Annotated in this window: 19 protein-coding genes and 1 pseudogene; 10 read left to right on the plus strand and 10 right to left on the minus strand. The window is 65.2% G+C overall.

Translation table 11 applies throughout. The features are described from left to right. Positions 1–170, minus strand: a pseudogene (locus tag C666_RS13080) (IS110 family transposase); the annotation flags it as partial. 150 nt (positions 171–320) lie between these two features. Between C666_RS13080 and C666_RS19885 the strand changes: the two are divergent. The 6 genes from C666_RS19885 (at position 321) to C666_RS13100 (ending at position 3,723) form a co-directional block, all read left to right on the plus strand. After that, complete coding sequence (locus C666_RS19885; protein WP_004340247.1) at positions 321–1,433, plus strand: DUF4236 domain-containing protein; 1,113 nt, start codon at positions 321–323, stop codon at positions 1,431–1,433. A gap of 66 nt (positions 1,434–1,499) precedes the next feature. Further along, positions 1,500–1,970: an NUDIX hydrolase gene (locus C666_RS13085; protein WP_004340249.1), complete on the plus strand. Its 471-nt coding sequence runs from the start codon at positions 1,500–1,502 to the stop codon at positions 1,968–1,970. A 93-nt stretch (positions 1,971–2,063) separates the two neighbouring features. Next, positions 2,064–2,462, plus strand: a complete 399-nt coding sequence (locus C666_RS21205) for a GFA family protein (protein WP_004340250.1) — start codon at positions 2,064–2,066, stop codon at positions 2,460–2,462. A 196-nt stretch (positions 2,463–2,658) separates the two neighbouring features. Beyond that, positions 2,659–2,946 carry a putative quinol monooxygenase gene (locus tag C666_RS13090; RefSeq protein WP_004340251.1) on the plus strand — a complete coding sequence of 96 codons (288 nt, stop codon included), beginning with the start codon at positions 2,659–2,661 and terminating at the stop codon, positions 2,944–2,946. A 151-nt stretch (positions 2,947–3,097) separates the two neighbouring features. Next, complete coding sequence (locus tag C666_RS13095; protein WP_004340252.1) at positions 3,098–3,322, plus strand: AbrB/MazE/SpoVT family DNA-binding domain-containing protein; 225 nt, start codon at positions 3,098–3,100, stop codon at positions 3,320–3,322. After that, positions 3,322–3,723, plus strand: coding sequence for a type II toxin-antitoxin system VapC family toxin (locus C666_RS13100; RefSeq protein WP_004340256.1), 402 nt, complete (start codon positions 3,322–3,324; stop codon positions 3,721–3,723). The genes C666_RS13095 and C666_RS13100 overlap by 1 nt, the downstream gene beginning before the upstream one ends. 74 nt (positions 3,724–3,797) lie before the next feature. On the opposite strand, the gene C666_RS13105 is transcribed toward C666_RS13100, so the two are convergent. The 7 genes from C666_RS13105 to C666_RS13140 all read right to left on the minus strand — a co-directional run bounded on the left by C666_RS13105 (position 3,798) and on the right by C666_RS13140 (position 13,764). Then, the gene (locus C666_RS13105) at positions 3,798–5,180 is read right to left on the minus strand and encodes an FAD-dependent oxidoreductase (RefSeq protein WP_004340257.1); all 1,383 of its coding nucleotides are present in this window, start codon (positions 5,178–5,180) and stop codon (positions 3,798–3,800) included. 214 nt (positions 5,181–5,394) lie between these two features. Beyond that, positions 5,395–6,810 (minus strand): L-seryl-tRNA(Sec) selenium transferase, encoded by a 1,416-nt coding sequence (gene selA / locus C666_RS13110; protein WP_004340261.1) that lies wholly within the window; start codon positions 6,808–6,810, stop codon positions 5,395–5,397. Positions 6,811–6,944: 134 nt separating this feature from the next. Further along, positions 6,945–7,898 (minus strand): formate dehydrogenase accessory protein FdhE, encoded by a 954-nt coding sequence (gene fdhE / locus C666_RS13115; RefSeq protein ID WP_004340264.1) that lies wholly within the window; start codon positions 7,896–7,898, stop codon positions 6,945–6,947. A gap of 77 nt (positions 7,899–7,975) precedes the next feature. Further along, a complete protein-coding gene (locus C666_RS13120) occupies positions 7,976–8,599 on the minus strand; it encodes a formate dehydrogenase subunit gamma (RefSeq protein WP_004340266.1) in 624 nt (207 codons plus the stop codon). Continuing rightward, positions 8,596–9,483, minus strand: a complete 888-nt coding sequence (gene fdxH / locus C666_RS13125; protein ID WP_004340269.1) for a formate dehydrogenase subunit beta — start codon at positions 9,481–9,483, stop codon at positions 8,596–8,598. The genes C666_RS13120 and fdxH overlap by 4 nt, the downstream gene beginning before the upstream one ends. A gap of 12 nt (positions 9,484–9,495) precedes the next feature. Next, positions 9,496–12,552, minus strand: a complete 3,057-nt coding sequence (gene fdnG / locus C666_RS13130) for a formate dehydrogenase-N subunit alpha (protein WP_086013359.1) — start codon at positions 12,550–12,552, stop codon at positions 9,496–9,498. A gap of 255 nt (positions 12,553–12,807) precedes the next feature. After that, positions 12,808–13,764 carry a LysR substrate-binding domain-containing protein gene (locus C666_RS13140; protein ID WP_028792389.1) on the minus strand — a complete coding sequence of 319 codons (957 nt, stop codon included), beginning with the start codon at positions 13,762–13,764 and terminating at the stop codon, positions 12,808–12,810. A gap of 94 nt (positions 13,765–13,858) precedes the next feature. Here C666_RS13140 and C666_RS13145 point away from each other — a divergent pair, with 94 nt between their 5' ends. From C666_RS13145 to C666_RS13160, 4 genes are read left to right on the plus strand one after another with little or no spacing between them, the layout of a single operon-like run. Then, positions 13,859–14,302, plus strand: a complete 444-nt coding sequence (locus tag C666_RS13145) for a PaaI family thioesterase (protein ID WP_004340279.1) — start codon at positions 13,859–13,861, stop codon at positions 14,300–14,302. Positions 14,303–14,314: 12 nt separating this feature from the next. Then, positions 14,315–14,995 (plus strand): glutathione S-transferase N-terminal domain-containing protein, encoded by a 681-nt coding sequence (locus C666_RS13150; RefSeq protein WP_004340282.1) that lies wholly within the window; start codon positions 14,315–14,317, stop codon positions 14,993–14,995. A gap of 6 nt (positions 14,996–15,001) precedes the next feature. Further along, the gene (locus C666_RS13155) at positions 15,002–15,610 is read left to right on the plus strand and encodes a DsbA family protein (RefSeq protein ID WP_004340285.1); all 609 of its coding nucleotides are present in this window, start codon (positions 15,002–15,004) and stop codon (positions 15,608–15,610) included. Positions 15,611–15,641: 31 nt separating this feature from the next. Then, on the plus strand, positions 15,642–16,319 hold the full coding sequence (locus C666_RS13160; protein ID WP_004340287.1) for a 2-hydroxychromene-2-carboxylate isomerase: 678 nt from the start codon (positions 15,642–15,644) through the stop codon (positions 16,317–16,319). A 41-nt stretch (positions 16,320–16,360) separates the two neighbouring features. Here C666_RS13160 and C666_RS20970 read toward each other — a convergent pair whose 3' ends face one another. Next, entirely contained in the window at positions 16,361–16,465 is a 105-nt protein-coding gene (locus C666_RS20970) for a hypothetical protein (protein WP_086013360.1), read from the minus strand. A gap of 129 nt (positions 16,466–16,594) precedes the next feature. Continuing rightward, entirely contained in the window at positions 16,595–17,305 is a 711-nt protein-coding gene (locus tag C666_RS13165; protein WP_004340290.1) for an NAD(P)H-dependent oxidoreductase, read from the minus strand. Positions 17,306–17,378 lie beyond the last annotated feature (73 nt).

The raw sequence follows: 17,378 nt of genomic DNA on the forward strand, positions 1-17,378 counted from the left end.
CCCGAGCACGCTTCCATGCCGATCACGCACGGCGGCAGGCTTGCGATCAGTTCATGCAGCTTCTCGCGCGGCACCGCCGGGCGTATCAACTCGGCGCGGCCGGCTTCATTGACGCCATGCCCGGCAAACACGTTCTTGGCGAGATCGATCCCAACGGTCACAATGCTCATGGACTTCCCCTTTCGGACGGATTGATGAGACTTCGCACTTCCCATCGTGGCACTCAGGTGCCGATCACCGCAATGTGGTCAGGCCGGGACGGGGAAGTCCCTTTTATTCGTTATACCGCTTACATTCACGCCTTATCGGAGGTTTAGCCAATGGGCTTCTATCTGAGAAAGTGCATCAGTGTCGGGCCGCTGAAATTCAATCTCTCGAAGTCAGGAATCGGCGTTTCGGCTGGTGTAACTGGTCTTCGCTTTGGCGTCGGTCCACGAGGTAACTACGTCCACATGGGCCGAGGTGGCCTCTACTATCGCGCTACGCTTTCTCCATCGTCGTCGCCCCGTAACTCGCCACCTCAACCGCTTTCGCCAACGGCTCCTGAAGTACCACCCGGAACCCACGCTCCGCTAGAGGAAATTGAATCAGCCGATGTTTCTCAAATTGTCGATTCGTCATCCCGAGAGCTTCTAGACGAGTTAAACCGAAAGCGCGCGAAGACTCGCCTTTGGCCTTTCGTTGCGGTTGCTTCGGTTATGGTGCTTGGTCTTGGTGTCTCTTCAGGCTGGCCCGTTTGGTTCGTAGGCGTACTCGCAGTCGCCGCCGCTGCTGGAACGTATGCAGCCCATACGCGAGACACCCTACAAAAGACCGTTGTGCTCTTCTACGACTTCGATTCCGACATGGAATCCGCCTACGCCAAACTTCACGCGGCCGCGAGCCAACTTGCCAGTTGCGCGGCGGCTTGGCATATCGAGGCGTCTGGAAAGGTACATGATCGAAAATACCATGCGGGAGCAAGCGATCTTGTCCGCCGAAAGAGCACTTCCATTCGTAGGGCTGAACCACCATACGTCAAGACGAACATCGAAACCGTCGCTGTTGGTGTAGGTCGTCAAACGCTTCATTTTTTCCCTGACCGCGTTCTCGTATATGACCAAAACGGCGTGGGTGCTGTTGGCTATCAAGAACTCCGAGTGGAGGTAGGCGCAACTCGATTCATCGAAAACGAATCAGTTCCCCGCGATGCCGAAGTCGTTGATCGAACGTGGAAGTACGTCAACAAGTCCGGTGGCCCCGATAAACGATTCAAGGACAACAAGGAACTGCCCATCTGCCGATACGAGGAAGTCATTCTGTCAAGTCAGTCTGGGCTAAATGAGGTGCTTCAACTATCCCGTTGCGGTGCCGGAAGCGGTTTTGCTGATGCTATTTCTTCGCTGGGCAGGAGCATGCCCAAGGAAGGTGCCTGTGCTGCACAAGCGGCATAACCCTGCGGTCCACCGGACGCTGCGCGATAAAGCCGCGCAGCGCCGGTGACCTCCACGTTAGAGCACATGCTTAGCTTCGACATCGGCAGTCACAGATTCCAGCTTCGGGCGGCGGCAGTGATCGTCGAGGACGGGTATGCGCTGCTTCACCGGTTAGAGGGCGATCCAATCTGGGCTCTGCCTGGCGGCCGGGTTGAGCCGGGCGAGCCTGCTGCGTCGACCGTTGTGCGGGAAATGTTGGAAGAGACCGGCGAACACCTTGAGTGCAGAGAGCTTCTCTTCGTCGTCGAGAACTTCTTCGAATATAACGGCAAGCCACAACACGAAGTCGGCCTGTACTTTCGTTCGACTCTTCGGCCCGACTCGTATCTGCGCGACAAGGTCATCTCGCACAAGGGAATCGAGGACAACAAGGCTCTTGAGTTTCGCTGGTTTCAACTGGTTGAACTGGAGAGCGTGAATCTCCATCCTGCTTTTCTTCGTGGTGCGCTTGCCGCGCAGCCAGTCGGGGTCAGCCACATCGTCCAGGGCAAATAAGAATGCGTTCTAACCCTTCCATCGAGAGGACGTTTCCGGCCTGCGGCCTCCAAGCACATCTCATGTCAAACGTTGAGCATGAAGGAATCAACGATGAAAGGTAGCTGTTTATGTGGTGGCGTTCAGTACGAATGTGCCAGTCTTGATATGCCTATTGCGCATTGCCACTGCAAGACATGCCGCAAGGCTCACGCTGCTGCGTATGCTTCAACTGCTGGCATCAAGCGAGACAACTTTCAGTGGCTAAAAGGGCAAGAGTTACTCAGGTCGTTTGAATCGTCTCCGGGGAAACTTCGTCACTTTTGCTCCGCCTGCGGCGCTCATCTTGTAGCTGAGCGTCCGCAGCAAAGTCACGTCATAGTCAGAGTGGCTACTCTGGATGAAGACCCCGGCGTTACTCCGGCCCTGCATATCTGGTGTTCACATGATGCACCGTGGCTAAAGGATGGGGCAGCAGTTCCGTTTTACCCAGAGTGGCAGCCGGGGAGATAGATATGCTGCCCAACAAGTGAATCCAGCCGACGTATTTGCCTTTGCTTCGCTGCGGCAAATCCTCGGCTGATGCTGAACGTTATGCCCCTTCAAAGCCGCACGGGGCAGCCGTTCACGAACGGTTGTTCACACGCCGAGCTCGGCAGCATTGCCGAGGGCGGTAGCATTCGTTAGGCTGAATAATCGGATACACAGAATGCTGAAAGTTATTGCTCAAGACTTCATCAAGCCGGAACACATTCAGGACGTCATGCCGCTTTATCGAGAGCTTGTGGCGAGAACCAAAGAGGAGCCGCTCTGCGTGTCGTATGATCTTTATGTCGACCAGAAAGATTCTGGGCACTTCGTCTTCATAGAGGAGTGGCCTGACCGCGCAGCTTTGGACGTGCATTGCAACACTGAGCACTTCAAGAGGCTGGTGCCGTTGATAGACAAGCATCAAAGATCACCGGGAACTTTCTTGCTCATGGACGCATTCCAGTGATTCAGCATGGCGGAAGCTCCAGATGTGCGTGTTGGCGATAACGGATAGGGTCTAGTGCGCCCTTGGAGGCCTGTGAAAGTGTGGAGGGTGGGCGGTCGTTGACGGATACATCCTCCATTCTTACTATTGGCTAAAAAGTAAGGAGATTGGGATGTCCGAAGCCACTTTGACCAGCAAAGGCCAGATCACCATTCCCGCCGATATCCGGCGCTCCCTGGGTGTCGGCGCACAGGATCGCATCACGTTTACGCTGATGCCTGATGGTACGGTGGTCTTGAGGGCCAAGACCAGATCCGTTCAGGCGCTCAAGGGCATGTTGAAGCCTGCGCCCGGTGTCAGTGTTGCCGTCGAAGACATGAATCCGGGCAAGCCCTGATGGTGGCACTCGATACCAACGTGCTGGTGCGCTGGCTGGTCGTGGATGACGCGGGACAGGCCGAGACCGTGGCGGCGCTGTTCGACCAGTATTCGCGGGAAAAGGCGCGATTGTTCGTGTCCGTCACGGTCGTCCTGGAATTCGAATGGGTACTTCGCGCCTGCTACGGCTTCGACAAGGCGTCCGTGCTCGCTGCGCTGGATGCCTTGCTGGGAGTGGAAGAAATTGAGCTCCAGCACGAATCCGCAGTCGAGGTCGCGCTGTGGCATTACCGCCCCGGTGGGGCGCCGGATTTTGCCGACTGCATGCATCTGGCTTTGGTCAGCGAGTCCGCGCGTGGCCCGCTGCTGAGCTTCGACAGGAGGGCCGCGAAGCTGGACGGGGTACGCCGTCTGTCTTGATGGGGAGAACAATGAAACCGGCGAGGCCGTACTTCTTCAGGAAGTCTGGCCTCGCCGGTGTTGCCGGGTCCGGATCAGCCGAACATGTCCTCGTAAATCCCCCGTGCCCACTCGAAGTCTTCGCCGACGGTCTCCGGCTTGCGTTCGTTGAAGTCGATCTGGGTCTGCTCGATGATGCCCATCGCATTGACCTTGTAGTCGAACTTCACCGAGATGGCTTCCTGCGGCTGGGTGCTGACCATCATGAAACACAGGTTGTCGGGCAGGCGGTAGCCTGGTTCGCGGTCGGCCTCGCGCTCGGCGATGTAGTGGGCGACGATGCGTGCGTGCTGGTTGGCGACGTGGCCGGCCTTGGGATAGAAGGAGAACTGCGGCGACACGTAGCCGACGGCGTCGCCGATCACGTACACGTCCTTGTCGTCCTCGGCGTGCAGGAACAGCGGATCGACCGCGGCCCAGCCGTCCGGTCCGCCCTGGAAGGACTGGCCGACCACGCCGGCTTTCCACGCCAGGTCGCCGGCCTGGTGCGGCGCCATCAGGATCGCGTGGTCGAAGCTGAAATCGCCGGCGGCGGTCTTGATGCGCTTGTTGAACGGATCGACTTCCTTGACGTGGGCGTTCGGCACGTAGGTGACGATGTCCTTGTACAGCTCCTGGAAGGCGGCCTTGAAGCCGGGGCCGATGGGCATCACGTCCGGCTTGTGATCGAGGATGACGACCCTGGCGTTGAGCTTCTTGGCCTTGAACAGCGAGGCGATCAGGCAGGCGCGCTCGTAGGGGCTGGGCGGGCAGCGCTGCGGCGGCGGCGGCAGGGTCATGACCAGGTCGCCGCCCTTGAAGTCGTGGATGGCCTGCTTGAGGCGGAAGTGCTCGGCGCTGGGGATGTAGGCCGCCGGGAAGCGCGCGCGCGTGGCTTCGGCCGCGCGGAGGTCGTTGCCGAACCAGGCTTCGTAGTTGTAGCGGATGCCGGGCGACAGGATCAGGTAGTCGTAGTCGATTGCGCCGGCGGCGGTGACGACGCGCTTGGTGTCGCGCTCGATCTCGAGGATCTCGGTCTGGATGAAGCGGTAGCCGAGTTCTTCGGAAATCTTCAGGTAGTCCTTGGTCAGGTACTGGGTGTCGACGACGTCCACCAGCCACTTGTTGCTCATCGGGCAGGAGAAGAACACCGCGTTGCGTTCCAGCAGCACCACTTCCAGGTGCGGCACCTGCTGGCGCAGGTACTTGGCGGCGGTGATGCCGCCCCAGCCGCCGCCGCAGATCACGGCGCGGCGCGCCTTGCCGCGCCCGAGCAGGGTCTGGGTGCTGCGCCCGGCAAGTGGCGGCAACGGGCGGCCCGGGCCGGCAATCTGCAACGGCGTTGCGGCCTGGGCAAGGGTGGGGGTGGCCAGCGCGGCGGCGATGCCGCTGCCCGCGGCAAGGAAGCGGCGGCGCGAAACTGTGTGTCGGTCGGTCATGTGTCTTCTCCCGATGATGATTCAGCCGCCCCGGTGCGGGATGCCGCCGGGGCTTGATCGGCCGAGCGCGAGCGCCAGGCCCTGGGGTGGCGGCGTGTGCCGCCGTACCGGACGGCCGATGTTCAGATCGGCCTGGATGTGTCCGGTCGCGCGTCCGGTAAGGATACTGTCCGCGCGAATCCGTCGAAGCGGGGCCGGCCCGTGGCCGGCCGCTTCAGCGCGGCCGGGCCGCGAGTTGGCCGAGTTGGGCCGCGAAGCCGGCTTCATCGGCTTGCCGCAGGCAGCGCAGGTCGAGCCACAAGGCCTGGTCGGCGATGTGGCCGATGACCGGCACCGGCAGTCCGCGCAGCGCCTTTTCCAGCCGGTTGGGCAGGCTGCCTTTCTTGTGCGGGCGGCACACCAGGCCGGCGGACGGCAGGCGGTCCACCGGCAGGCTGCCGGAGCCGATCTGCGAACGCATCGGCTCCACGCCCACCGTCAGCGGCCAGCCCGCCAGCGCGGCGGCCAGCGCGGGCCGCAGGCGCTCGGCCTGGGCGAGGATGTCGGCTTGGCCGCGGGTGAGCAGGCGCAGGGTTTCCAGCCGCTCGGGCAGGCGCTCGGGGTCGCGGTACAGGCGCAGCACCGCCTCCAGCCCGGCGAGCGTGATCTTGCCCACGCGCAGCGCGCGCTTGAGCGGGTTCTTCTTGATCTTCGCGATCAGTTCCCGGCGGCCGACCAGGATGCCGGCCTGCGGGCCGCCGAGCAGCTTGTCGCCGGAGAAGCTGACGAGGTCGGCGCCGGCGGCGATGGCTTCGCGCGGTGTGGGCTCGTGCGGCAGGCCCCAGGCTTCGAGGCCGGTCAGCGTGCCGGAGCCCAGATCCTCGACGAAAGGCAGGCCGCGGGCATGGGCGATGGCGGCGATTTCGGCCTGCGCCACCGATTGGGTGAAGCCTTCGATGGCGTAGTTGCTGGTGTGCACCTTCATCAGCAGCGCGGTGCGCGGGCCGATGGCGTCCTCGTAGTCGCGCGCGTGGGTGCGATTGGTGCAGCCGATCTCGACCAGCCGCGCGCCGGCCCGCTTCATGATGTCGGGCACGCGGAAGGCGCCGCCGATTTCCACCAGCTCGCCGCGCGAGACGATGACCTCCTTGCGCTGTGCCAGCGTGTTGAGCAGCAGGAACACCGCCGCGGCGTTGTTGTTGACCACGGTGGCGGCTTCGCCGCCGGTCAGTTCGGAGAGCAGTCCGGAAACGAGCTCGTCACGGTCGCCGCGGCCGCCGGAGTCGATGTCGTACTCCAGCGCACAGGGGTGGCGGGCGGCCTCGACCATCGCGGCGATGGCTTCTTCGGGCAGGGTCGCGCGGCCCAGATTGGTGTGCAGCACGGTGCCGCTGAGGTTGAACACCTGCCGCAGCCGGGGCCGGCACGCGTGGGCGATGCGCCGGGCGACGGCCGCGACGAGGGTATCGGTCAGCGCGGGTGCGGAAGGCAGTGCCGTGCCGGCCTGGACCGCCTCGCGCAGGGCGGCGAGTTCGGCGCGCACCGCTTCGATGACGATGCGGCGGCCGTGAGTGGCGGCCTCGGCGGCGAGGGCCGGCTCGGCGAGCAGGCGGTCGACCGCGGGAAGGGAAGCGAGTGTGGATGTCGTCATGGCCTACGCCCGGACCGGGCAGCGAGGTCTATCGGAGAAGGTGGAAAGCGCGAGGCGCAGCGTGTGTCCGTTCGATTCTGGTGCCCTTGGCGGGGCCTCGCCATAAGGGTTGGCCCGCAGCGCCGGCGCCGGGTTCAGGGGCCCGGGCGGTGCTCGCCGGCACTGCCCGGGATGAACAGCGGGTTGGGGCCGCCGCGCAGGTAGCCCGCCTCGTCGACGAGGATATCCAGCGCCAGCGTGGCGAGGTCGTCCGCCACCGGGTCGGCGCTGGCGTCCTTGTCGCGCCGCATCTGTTTCAGATAGCCGTGGCAGTGGTCGCAGACTTCGGCGCGCACGATGCCGTTGGGCGCGCCGCCGCCCGCGCCTTCCAGGACGCGGTAGGACACCTTGTCGGTTTCGCCGCAGCTCGTGCAGTTGGCGCGCACCAGGTTCCATTCGGTGTTGCACAGCGAACAGTGCAGGTAGCGCACGCCGGCGTATTGCCCGGCCTGGATGACGCTGGCCACCGGCAGGCTGCCGCAGCAGGGGCAGACGCCGGGCACGTCGAGCCGGGCCAGGCCGGCCAGCGCGGGCTGGGCTGCCATCCAGGTCCAGTAGACCTGCAGCGCGGCGGCGACGAAGGGCAGGCGGGCGCTATGCGCGGGATCGTATTCGGTGCGCAGCACGCCGTCGGCCAGGCGTTCGAGTTCGGCTTCGCCGATCGCCGGCAGGCCGGCCAGTACCGGGCGCAGCACCTCGGGGGCCTGCGTCTGCAGGCCCTCGGCCAGCGCGGCGAGGTGGCGACGCCACACCGGGTTGCGCCGCCAGCCGTTGGCCGGCAGCGCCGGCATGCCGTGGCTGAGCGCCAGGGCGCGCGCGGTGCCGCTGGGCAGGTCCGCCGGCGGATGATTCTGCAGCAGTGCGTGCTGGGTGCGGGTCAGGCGGGCGAGAAAGGCCAGCCAGTCGCCCGAGGCGTGGCCGTCGGCGAGGCGCTCGAAGCGCGCGGCGCGGTCGGCGAAGACGCTGGCCGGCGCGGGCGGCAGCACGGCGGGGGCTTCGAGTCCTTGCTGCAGGGCCGCGCCGGCAGCGGCGGCTTGGGGCAGGTTCATGTGTTTCCTTGCGAGGAGCGGCGGGCAGCGCCCGGTCCGACCGGACTCCGCCCGCCGTGGGTTGCAGGCAGGATCGTTCAGTTCTTGCCCGTCATCTGGCGGTACCAGCCACGGTGGTGCTGCTTGGCCCAGGCGCGGGTCACGGTGCCGTAGAGCATCGCGCGGATGGTGCCGCGGGTCCAGATCGCGGCATACACGTGCACGAAGATCAGGCCGATCATGAAGGCGGCCGCGGCGGCGTGCACCACCACGGCGGTGCGCACCAGGCCGACCGGGAAGTCGAACTGGCTGCGCCACATCACCACGCCCGAGCCGATGATCAGCGCCATGCACAGCGTCAGCAGCCAGAACAGCAGCTTCTGGCCGCCGTTGTACTTGCCTTGCTCGGGCATGTCGTGGTCATTGCCGTCCACCATCTTGCCGACCTTGGACAGCCAGTCCCAGTCCGCGCCGCGCATCAGGTTGAGGCAGGCAAAGCGGAAGAACATGATGATGAAAAACAGCGCCATCACCACGCCGATCCAAGGGTGCAGGATGCGTGCCCAGGTGCCGCCGCCGAACAGGTTGACCAGCGGGAACAGCGCAGGGTGGAAAAAGGCCAGCCCCGACAGCGCGAGCAGGATGAAGCAGATGCCCACGATCCAGTGGTTGGCACGCTCGGATGCGGTGTAACGCTGCAGGTCGCGCGGATTGCGGATCATTGTGCGTCCTCCTTTTCCATTTCCTCTTCGAGTTCCTTGGAGACCTCGTTCGGACCTTTCATGACGTAGTGGAACAGGCTGCCGACGGCCGTCGCGCCCAGCGCGAGCAGTGCGAGCGGTTTGGCGACGCCCTTCCACAGCGCCACCGCCGGGCTGATCTGCGGGTCCTGCGGCAGGCCGGCGTACAGCGCGGGCTTGTCGGCGTGCTGCAGCACGTACATGACGTGCGTGCCGCCCACGCCCTGCGGGTCGTACAGGCCGGCGTTGCGGTAGCCGCGCTCCTTCAGGTCGTCGATGCGCGCCTCGGCGTAATGCACCATGTCTTCCTTGGCGCCGAACTTGATGGCGCCGGTCGGACAGGCCTTGGCGCAGGCCGGCGCCTGGCCGACGGCGACGCGGTCGGAGCACAGCGAGCACTTGTAGGCCTTGTTGTCCGTCTTGGAGATGCGCGGGATGTCGAACGGACAGCCGGTGACGCAGTAGCCGCAGCCGATGCAGTTTTCCTGGTGGAAATCGACGATGCCGTTGGAGTACTGGATGATGGCGCCGGGCGACGGACAGGCCTTCAGGCAGCCGGGGTCGGTGCAGTGCATGCAGCCGTCCTTGCGGATGAGCCATTCGAGCCTGCCCTCTTCCTCCACCTCGGTGAAGCGCATCAGCGTCCAGGTCTTGTCGTCGAGGTCCTGCGGGTTGTCGTAGATGCCGACGTTGTTCCCCACTTCGGGGCGGATGTCGTTCCACTCCATGCAGGCCGCCTGGCAGGCCTTGCAGCCGATGCAGGCGGACACGTCGATGAGCTTGGCGACCTCGGTGGTTTCACGCGCCCTGGGCATCTCGGTGGTGGTCGCCGAGCGCCGCGCGATGTCGAGCGATTGCAGTGCCATGGGACCTCCTCTCTATGCCTTCTCGATGTCGACCAGGAACGCCTTGTATTCCGGCGTCTGGGTATTGGCATCGCCCACGAACGGTGTCAGCGTGTTGGTGATGTAGCCCGGCTTGGTTTCCCCCTTGAAGCCGTAGTGCAGCGGGATGCCCACCGTATGGACCTTGCGGCCCTCCACCGTCAGCACCGGGATGCGCTTGGTCACCACCGCCACCGCCTTGATGTGGCCCCGGTTGGAGCGCACGGTGACGACGTCGCCCTTGCGGATGCCCTTCTCGGCGGCCAGTTCCTCGGAAATCTCGACGAAGTGCTCCGGCTGGAGGATCGCGTTGATCTTCGAGGTCTTGGACCAGAAGTGGAAGTGCTCGGCCAGGCGGTAGGTGGTGGCGACATAAGGGAACTCGTCGGCCTTGCCGAACAGCTCCATGTCGCCCTGGTACACCCGTGCCGCCGGGTTGCTGACCACCGCCGGGACGTCCGGATGCATCGGGTTCCTGCCCAGCGGCGTCTCGAACGGCTCGTAGTGCTCGGGGAAGGGGCCTTCCACCATGCCCGGCGCGAACAGCCGCGCGACGCCTTCGCCGGTCATGATGAACGCGCCCACGCCCTCGTCCGGCGTGGCGTTGGGCCGCATGTCGGGCACGTCGTTGCCGCCCCAGGCCTTGCCGTTCCAGTGGATGACGTTGCGCTCCGGGTCCCACGGCTTGCCGCTGGCGTCGCAGGATGCGCGGTTGTACAGGATGCGGCGGTTGGCCGGCCAGGCGAAGCCCCAGTTGAGCGACTGCCCCAGGCCAGTCGGGTCGCTGTTGTCGCGCCGCGCGGTGAGGTTGCCCGCCTGCGACCACATGCCCGAATACAGCCAGTTGCCGCAGGCGGTGGAGCCGTCGGCGCGCAGCACGGCGAAGCCCGCCACCTGCTCGCCCGCCTTCACCGTCACGTTGCCGCTGGCGTCGGTCAGGTCGCTGATCGCGTAGCCGCTGATCTCGCGCGCCAGTTCCTGGGACGACGGGTGGCTGGCGATGCGGTAGGGCCAGTGCAGTTTCTGGATCGGCTCGGGGAAGGCGCCGCCGTCGCGGGCGTACATCGCACGCAGGCGGACGAAGAGCTGGCCGAAGATCTCGGTGTCCTCGCGCGTCTCGCCCGGACCGTCGGCCGCCTTCCAGTGCCACTGGATGACGCGGCTGGAGTTGGTGAAGCTGCCTTCGTGCTCCGCGAACAGCGCGGCGGGCAGGCGGAACACCTCGGTCTGGATCTGCGCCGGATCGGCCTTGTTCAGCTCGCCGTAGTCCTTCCAGAACTCGGAGGTGTCGGTGGCCAGCGGGTCGATCACCACCAGGTACTTCAGCTTGGCCAGCGCGGCCGAAACCTTGCCCTTGTTGGCGACCGAGGCCAGCGGGTTGAAGCCCTGGCAGACGAAGCCGTTCATGCGGCCCTGGTGCATGCGCTCGAACATCGCCAGCACGTCGTAGGCGCCGTCCATCTTGGGCAGCCAGTCGTAGCCGAAGCTGTTGTCGGGCGTGGCGCTGGGGCCGTAGAAAGCCTTCAGCAGGCTGATGAAGAACTTCGGATAGTTGCTCCAGTAGTTCATCTGCCCCGGACGAAGCATCCTGGGCGTGCGCTTGTCGAGGAAGACCTCCAGCGTCGGCTCGGCCTCGGTCGGCTCGTGCAGGTAGCCCGGCAGGCTCTCGCCGAACAGGCACTGGTCGGTGATGCCCTGCACGTTGGCGTGGCCGCGCAGGGCGTTGATGCCGCCGCCGGCCATGCCCATGTTGCCCAGCAGCAGCTGGATCATCGCCATGCTGCGGATGTTCTGCGAGCCGACCGAGTGCTGCGTCCAGCCCAGCGCGTACAGGATGGTCATCGTGCGATTGGGCGCCGAGCACTCGGCGATCATCCCGCACACCTTCAGGAAGGCATCCTTGGGCGTGCCGGTGATGCGGCTGACGGTGTCGGCGTCATAGCGCGCGAAGTGCCTCTTCATCAGTTGGAAGACGCAGTTCGGGTCCTGCAGCGTCGGGTCGACCTTCGCGTAGCCGTCCTCGCCCATCTGGTAGCGCCAGGTGGACTTGTCGTAGCCGCGCTTTTCCGCGTCGTAGCCGGTGAACAGGCCGTTCTCGAAGCCGTAGGCCGGATCGATCAGGAAGGATGCGTTGGTGTGCGTCTTCACGTACTCGTGCTGGATCTTGTCGTTTTCCAGCAGGTAGTGGATGACGCCCGACAGGAAGGCGATGTCCGAGCCCGCGCGGATCGGCGCGTAGTAGTCGGACACGGCTGCGGAGCGCGTGAAGCGGGGGTCGACGACCACCAGCCTGGCCTTGCGGCCGTGCTTGGCTTCCTGCACCCACTTGAAGCCGCAGATGTGCGCTTCCGCGGCATTGCCGCCCATGATCAGGACGAGGTCGGCATTCTTGATGTCCACCCAGTGGTTGGTCATCGAGCCACGCCCGAACGTCGGAGCCAGACTGGCTACCGTGGGAGCGTGTCAGATGCGTGCCTGGGTGTCGAATGCGACTGCGCCAAGGCCACGCATGACCTTGTGCATCAAGTATCCGGGTTCGTTCGATGCGGCGGAGCTGGCGAGAAAACCGGTGGTGTTCCAGCGGTTGACCGTCAGCCCGGCCTCGTTCCGTTCGATGAAGTTGGCGTCGCGATCGGCCTTCAGGTGCCCGGCGATGCGGTCGAAGGCCTCGTCCCAGGAAATGCGCTTCCACTCGTTGCTGCCGGGTTCGCGCACTTCGGGGTGGGTCAGGCGCTGCGGGCTGTGGACCATGTCCAGCAGGCCGGCGCCCTTCGGACAGAGGCTGCCCCGGTTGACCGGGTTGTCCGGATCGCCCTCGATGTGGAAGATGCGCGCCTTGGCGTTCTTCGACTTGTCGCCCATCGAATACACCAGGGTGCCGCAGGATACGGAACAGTAAGGACAGATACTGCGCGTTTCGGTCGCGTGCGCGAGCTTGTACTGGCGGACCTCGGCCAGTGCCGCGCTGGGCGCGAAGCCCATCGTGGCCAGGCTCGAACCCGTCATGCCCGCCGCGCAGACCTTGAAGAATCCGCGTCTCGAGACGTTCATTGTCTCCTCCCGTCTTCGGTTGGTTTGCAGGACTGAACTGAGCAGCTGCCTTCAATAGCAGCACAAACTCCTATGAAATACAAGACATAGGTTTACCCTATGTCGGATGGGCTGCGCGCGTGCGGCCGGGGCCAGAAATGCCGTTGGGTTTTCAGCCGGTATGCCGGCTACTGGAAAGCGCTCGCGCAAGCGGCGACGCGGGCCGCAGCCCGGAGCGGAATCGCGGGGGACGGGGGCTCGCCGGAGCCCCCTCGTTTATGGCCGGCGATGCTCCGGCGGAGAGACGTCCGCAGCTTCGGCCGCATCGGTATGCCGCGCCTCGGCGATGATCCAGTCGATCAATGCCCGCGCATCCTGCGAAGGCTTGGCGTCGCGCTGGAGCAGGCAGTAGACCTTGTTCGACCTCGGGCCGGGCTGCGGCGTGGCCAATGCCGTCAGCCGTCCGTCGTCCAGCATCGGGCGGATGAACTGGCTGCGCCCCAGCGCGATGCCCTGGCCCGCGATGGTGGCGTGGATCATCTGGTCGAACAGGTTGAAGCGGATCACCCCTTTCGGTTTGATCCCGGGCCAGCCCTGCATGTCGAGCCAGGCTTCCCACCGCCAGCATGGGGAGGGGTCGCCTTCGAATTCGAGCAGGACCGAGCGGGCGATGATGTCCGGATCGTCCAGCTTCGTGATCCCGAGGCTGGGATGCGCCACCGGGAACACCGTCTCGCCGAAAAGTCGGCGGGCGCCGGCGGGCATCTGCTCCTGGGTGCAGTAGCGTATCGCGATGTCGAGCCCCTCCTGGCGCAGGTCGACGATGTTGTTGTTGGCCGACAGGCGCACCTCCACCTTCGGATGCCGATGCTGGAAATCCGGCAGGCGCGGCAGCAGCCAGAGCCCCACGAAGGAAATGCTCGCCGTCACGGTGACCGGCGGGTGGGCCAACTGGCTGGCCTGGAGTGCGCCGATGGCGTCCTGCAACTGCTGCATGGCCGCGTCGGCGGCCAGAAACAGTCGCTCGCCCTCGGGCGTGAAACGGATGGCGCGGTGCGCGCGCTCGAACAGCGTCATCCCCAGGGCGGTCTCCAGCCCGTGAATCTGCCGGCTGACCGCCGACTGGGTCAGGAACAGGTCCTGGGCAGCCAGGGTGATGCTCATGCGCCGCCCGACCGCGACGAAGCTGCGCAAAAGGTCGGGCGACGGTACTCTGGCAAGCGGAATTGACATTCTCCACACTCATGCGAAGTGTCGAAAAACTCAATTGTACCGACGCCATGCATGAATTCTAATGCGTTCACTGCTTCCACCGGAGACCCGCAGCATGGCTCGCACACCCGACCCTCATTTCGCGCAGCGCATCCGCGCGAGCTTCGATCGCCAGAGCGCGATGCATCTCATCCAGGCCACCTTGCCCGTGGTGGAACAGGGCCTGACGGAAATTCACCTGCCCCACTGGCAGGGCGTGGAGCAGCAGCACGGCTTCGTGCATGGCGGCGTGGTCGGCATGATCGCCGATTCGTCCGCCGGCTATGCGGCGATGACGCTGGTGCCGGCCGACGCCTCGGTGCTGACCGTGGAATACAAGATGAATCTGGTGGCGCCGGCCGATGGCGAAAAGCTGATCGCCCGCGGCCAAGTGGTGCGTCCGGGCCGCACGCTGATCGTGACCAAGGCCGAGGTCTTCGCAGTCAAGGATGGCAAGGAATCGCTCTGTGCACTGATGCAGCAAACCATCATAGTGATGCACGGCAAGGTGGAAAAATAACAGGAGGCGGCCGTGATCTATCTGTACAGCTGGCCCGCGCCCAATGGGCACAAGGCGCAGATCCTGGTCGAGGAACTGGGGATTCCCTACAGGCTCATCCCCATCGACATCACCCGGGGCATGCAGCGCGAGCCTGGTTACCGGGCCATCAACCCCAACGCCAAGATTCCCGCGATCATCGACGATGAGCCCGTGGATGGCGGCGAGCCCGTCACGGTTTTCGAGAGCGGCGCGCTCATGCTCTACCTGGCGGAGAAGGAAGGCCGCTTTCTGCCTGCGGCATGGCGGCAGCGCAACGAGGTCATGCAATGGCTGTTCTGGCAGGTCGGCGGGCTGGGGCCGACGATGGGGCAGGCGCAGCACTTCTTCCGCTATGCGCCGGACCCGGTGCCCTACGCCCTCGACCGCTACCAGAACGAGACGAAGCGGCTGCTGAAGGTGCTCGACCTGCGCCTTGCAGGGCGGGAATACCTCTGCGACGACTACTCCATCGCCGACATGGCCTGCTTTCCGTGGGTTCGCATCCACAAGCTCACCGGCGTGGCCCTCGACGACTTCGCCAACGTGCAGGCCTGGTACGGCCGCGTGCGCGGCCGGCCCGCGGTGGGACGGGGGCTGGATCTTCTGCGCGACCGCTGGGTCGACGTTTCGGCTTCGCCCGAGGCAAAACGGAATCTCTTCAAGGTGGAATGACCGGCCATGCATGAGCACGCCCCCGCGGTGGTGGACGCCTTCATCGACCTGCGCAGCCCGTACTCCTACCTCGCTCTCGGCCCCGTCCGCCGGTTGGTCGAACGCAGCGGGGTGGCCTTCGATTGGTGGCCGTTCATCACGGACTTTCGCTCCGCCTATGGCGGCGAGGCGGAAGCACGCGCGGGCCGGGACATCGCCAAGGTGAAGTACCTGTACATGGATTGCCGCCGTCTCGCCCGCAAGCAAGGACTGACCATCCGCGCCACGACCAAGCTCTGGGACCCCACCCTGGGTTGCCAGGCCATGCTCTTCGCCAAGGCCCGCGAGCGCCTGTGGACGTTCATCGATCCCGTGCTGGCGGCGTTCTGGCGCCGGGAGTTCGACCTGGAATCGCGGGCAGACATCGCGTCCGCCCTGCAGTCGGCCGGCCTGGACGTGCAGGACTGGCACGCCTATCTGGAAAGCCAGGCTGGGACGGATCTGGCCGCGGCGCAGGCGCGGGCGGAAAGTCTCGGCGTCTTCGGCGCCCCGACCTTCGTCTACCGGAACGAACTGTTCTGGGGCGGCGACCGGCTGGACCTGCTGGCGGAAACCCTGAAGGCGGCGCAGGCCTGAATTCGCCCGCCTTCCAGACAAGGAGCCCCCATTGAGCACCATCGACCCCGCGCCCCAGGGCATTTTCTACTTCGACGTCGTTTCTCCCTGGGCCTGCCTCATGGACCACGCGCTGCGCCGGAACCCCTTGCCCGTGCCGCTCGAACGGCGCCCGGTGCTGTTCGCCGGACTGCTGAACGCATTCGGCCACAAGGGGCCGGCCGAGATCGAGCGCAAGCGGCGCTTCACCTACGAACTGTGCACCTGGACTGCCCAGGAGCAGGGCATCCCCTTCGTCATGCCGGCGGTCCATCCGTTCAACCCGCTGCGCTACCTGCGCCTCATCATCGCGCTGGGCAGCACACCGGCCGTGGTGTCGGCCGTGTTCGACCAGCTCTACACCACCGGCTGTGATCCCGATGGCCCGGAGGCGTGGCGATCCTTGCTTGAACGCCTGGGCGTGGCCGAGGGAACGCTTGCCCTGGACGCCCCCGAAGTCAAGGCGCGCCTCAAGGATGACACGGCCCGGGCGGCGGCCGACGGCGTGTTCGGCGTGCCGACCATCACCGTCGGCGAGCGCCTGTTCTGGGGGCTGGACGCCCTGCCGATGCTGCGGGCCTGTCTGCGCGGCGATCCCCGCCTGGAATCCCCCGCGATGCGGGCGGTGGCGGAGGTCCGTGTCGGTGCCAGCCGCCTTCAGCCGGCGGGAAAACCCGCGGCCGCGTCCTAGAAGCCGTGCTCCAGCCCGGGGAAGCTGCCTTCCCGGACGGCCTAGACGTAGGCACGGATCGCGCCCTCGACGCTCGTTTTTCCCTGCGTGAAGTCGCGCACGAAACGCGCTTTTCTGCCCGGGAAAACGCCCAGCATGTCGTGCATCACCAGCACCTGGCGGAACAGTCCGGCCCCGCGCCGGCGTCGATGTCGATGGACAGCTTGCTGCTGCCGCGCACGGGGTCCGCGTTAACGCCCTGGCCCGGTGCGAAGGCGTGGACATCCAGCGGGCCGCTACATTGCAACGTTGAGCGGATGGAGCTGGTCATCGTAATCCGCGAGGCTCGGGAAGCGGAGCGGCACATCGTCCTGAACCGACCGGAGGCGATGTTCCCATGCCGCCATCAGTTGATGCCGCGCCTCGTCGGTGACGTAGGGAACGTGCCAGCCGATGAAAGGCGGCAGTACCTGCAGTCCGGCATAGGCCAGCGTGCCTTGCAGAAAAGGCTTCAGCATGTCTTCGATCGGCCCATGAATGCCCTGCGGCCCGAACATGTGTTCCTGGCCGCCCAGCGTGAGGCCGACGAGCGCGCGGCGCCCGGCCAGTCCGCCGCGGTCGTAGAAGCGCTTGCCGCCGTAAACCCGGCCCGACACGAACACCCGGTCGATCCAGCCTTTGAGGATGGCCGGTGTCGAATACCAGAAGAGTGGAAAGACGAACACGACCAGGTCGCACCAGAACAGCTTGTCGAGTTCCGCGCGGATATCGGCGCTGAGCGTGCCGGTGGTGGCTCCGTGCCGCTGCTCGAGCGCGTAGACGCAGTAATCGGGGTTGGCGCGATCGCCGAAATCGGCCTGCGACGCCACCGGCTGAAAGCCCATGGCGTACAGGTCAGAGACCTGGACCTCGTGGCCCTGGCGCTCGAAGGTCTCGACCGCGGCCGACTTCATGGCCGTGCAGAACGACTTCGGTTCGGGGTGGGCGTGGACGACGAAGATCTTCATGAATGGGCGCTCACATTCGGTGGGCCATGCCTTGGCCGTTGCCGGCCGGGTAATGCCCTTTAGTTGACGGCCG

Origin of the sequence: Thauera linaloolentis 47Lol = DSM 12138, from assembly GCF_000310205.1 — a bacterium.
Classification (GTDB): Bacteria; Pseudomonadota; Gammaproteobacteria; order Burkholderiales; family Rhodocyclaceae; genus Thauera; species Thauera linaloolentis.

Bases quoted from the DNA above. Each gene is read 5' to 3' on its own strand.
- C666_RS19885 (WP_004340247.1), top strand. From the start codon at position 321: ATGGGCTTCTATCTGAGAAAGTGCATCAGTGTCGGGCCGCTGAAATTC.
- C666_RS13085 (WP_004340249.1), top strand. From the start codon at position 1,500: ATGCTTAGCTTCGACATCGGCAGTCACAGATTCCAGCTTCGGGCGGCG.
- C666_RS21205 (WP_004340250.1), top strand. From the start codon at position 2,064: ATGAAAGGTAGCTGTTTATGTGGTGGCGTTCAGTACGAATGTGCCAGT.
- C666_RS13090 (WP_004340251.1), top strand. From the start codon at position 2,659: ATGCTGAAAGTTATTGCTCAAGACTTCATCAAGCCGGAACACATTCAG.
- C666_RS13095 (WP_004340252.1), top strand. From the start codon at position 3,098: ATGTCCGAAGCCACTTTGACCAGCAAAGGCCAGATCACCATTCCCGCC.
- C666_RS13100 (WP_004340256.1), top strand. From the start codon at position 3,322: ATGGTGGCACTCGATACCAACGTGCTGGTGCGCTGGCTGGTCGTGGAT.
- C666_RS13105 (WP_004340257.1), bottom strand. From the start codon at position 5,180: ATGACCGACCGACACACAGTTTCGCGCCGCCGCTTCCTTGCCGCGGGC.
- selA (WP_004340261.1), bottom strand. From the start codon at position 6,810: ATGACGACATCCACACTCGCTTCCCTTCCCGCGGTCGACCGCCTGCTC.
- fdhE (WP_004340264.1), bottom strand. From the start codon at position 7,898: ATGAACCTGCCCCAAGCCGCCGCTGCCGGCGCGGCCCTGCAGCAAGGA.
- C666_RS13120 (WP_004340266.1), bottom strand. From the start codon at position 8,599: ATGATCCGCAATCCGCGCGACCTGCAGCGTTACACCGCATCCGAGCGT.
- fdxH (WP_004340269.1), bottom strand. From the start codon at position 9,483: ATGGCACTGCAATCGCTCGACATCGCGCGGCGCTCGGCGACCACCACC.
- C666_RS13140 (WP_028792389.1), bottom strand. From the start codon at position 13,764: ATGTCAATTCCGCTTGCCAGAGTACCGTCGCCCGACCTTTTGCGCAGC.
- C666_RS13145 (WP_004340279.1), top strand. From the start codon at position 13,859: ATGGCTCGCACACCCGACCCTCATTTCGCGCAGCGCATCCGCGCGAGC.
- C666_RS13155 (WP_004340285.1), top strand. From the start codon at position 15,002: ATGCATGAGCACGCCCCCGCGGTGGTGGACGCCTTCATCGACCTGCGC.
- C666_RS20970 (WP_086013360.1), bottom strand. From the start codon at position 16,465: ATGCACGACATGCTGGGCGTTTTCCCGGGCAGAAAAGCGCGTTTCGTG.
- C666_RS13165 (WP_004340290.1), bottom strand. From the start codon at position 17,305: ATGAAGATCTTCGTCGTCCACGCCCACCCCGAACCGAAGTCGTTCTGC.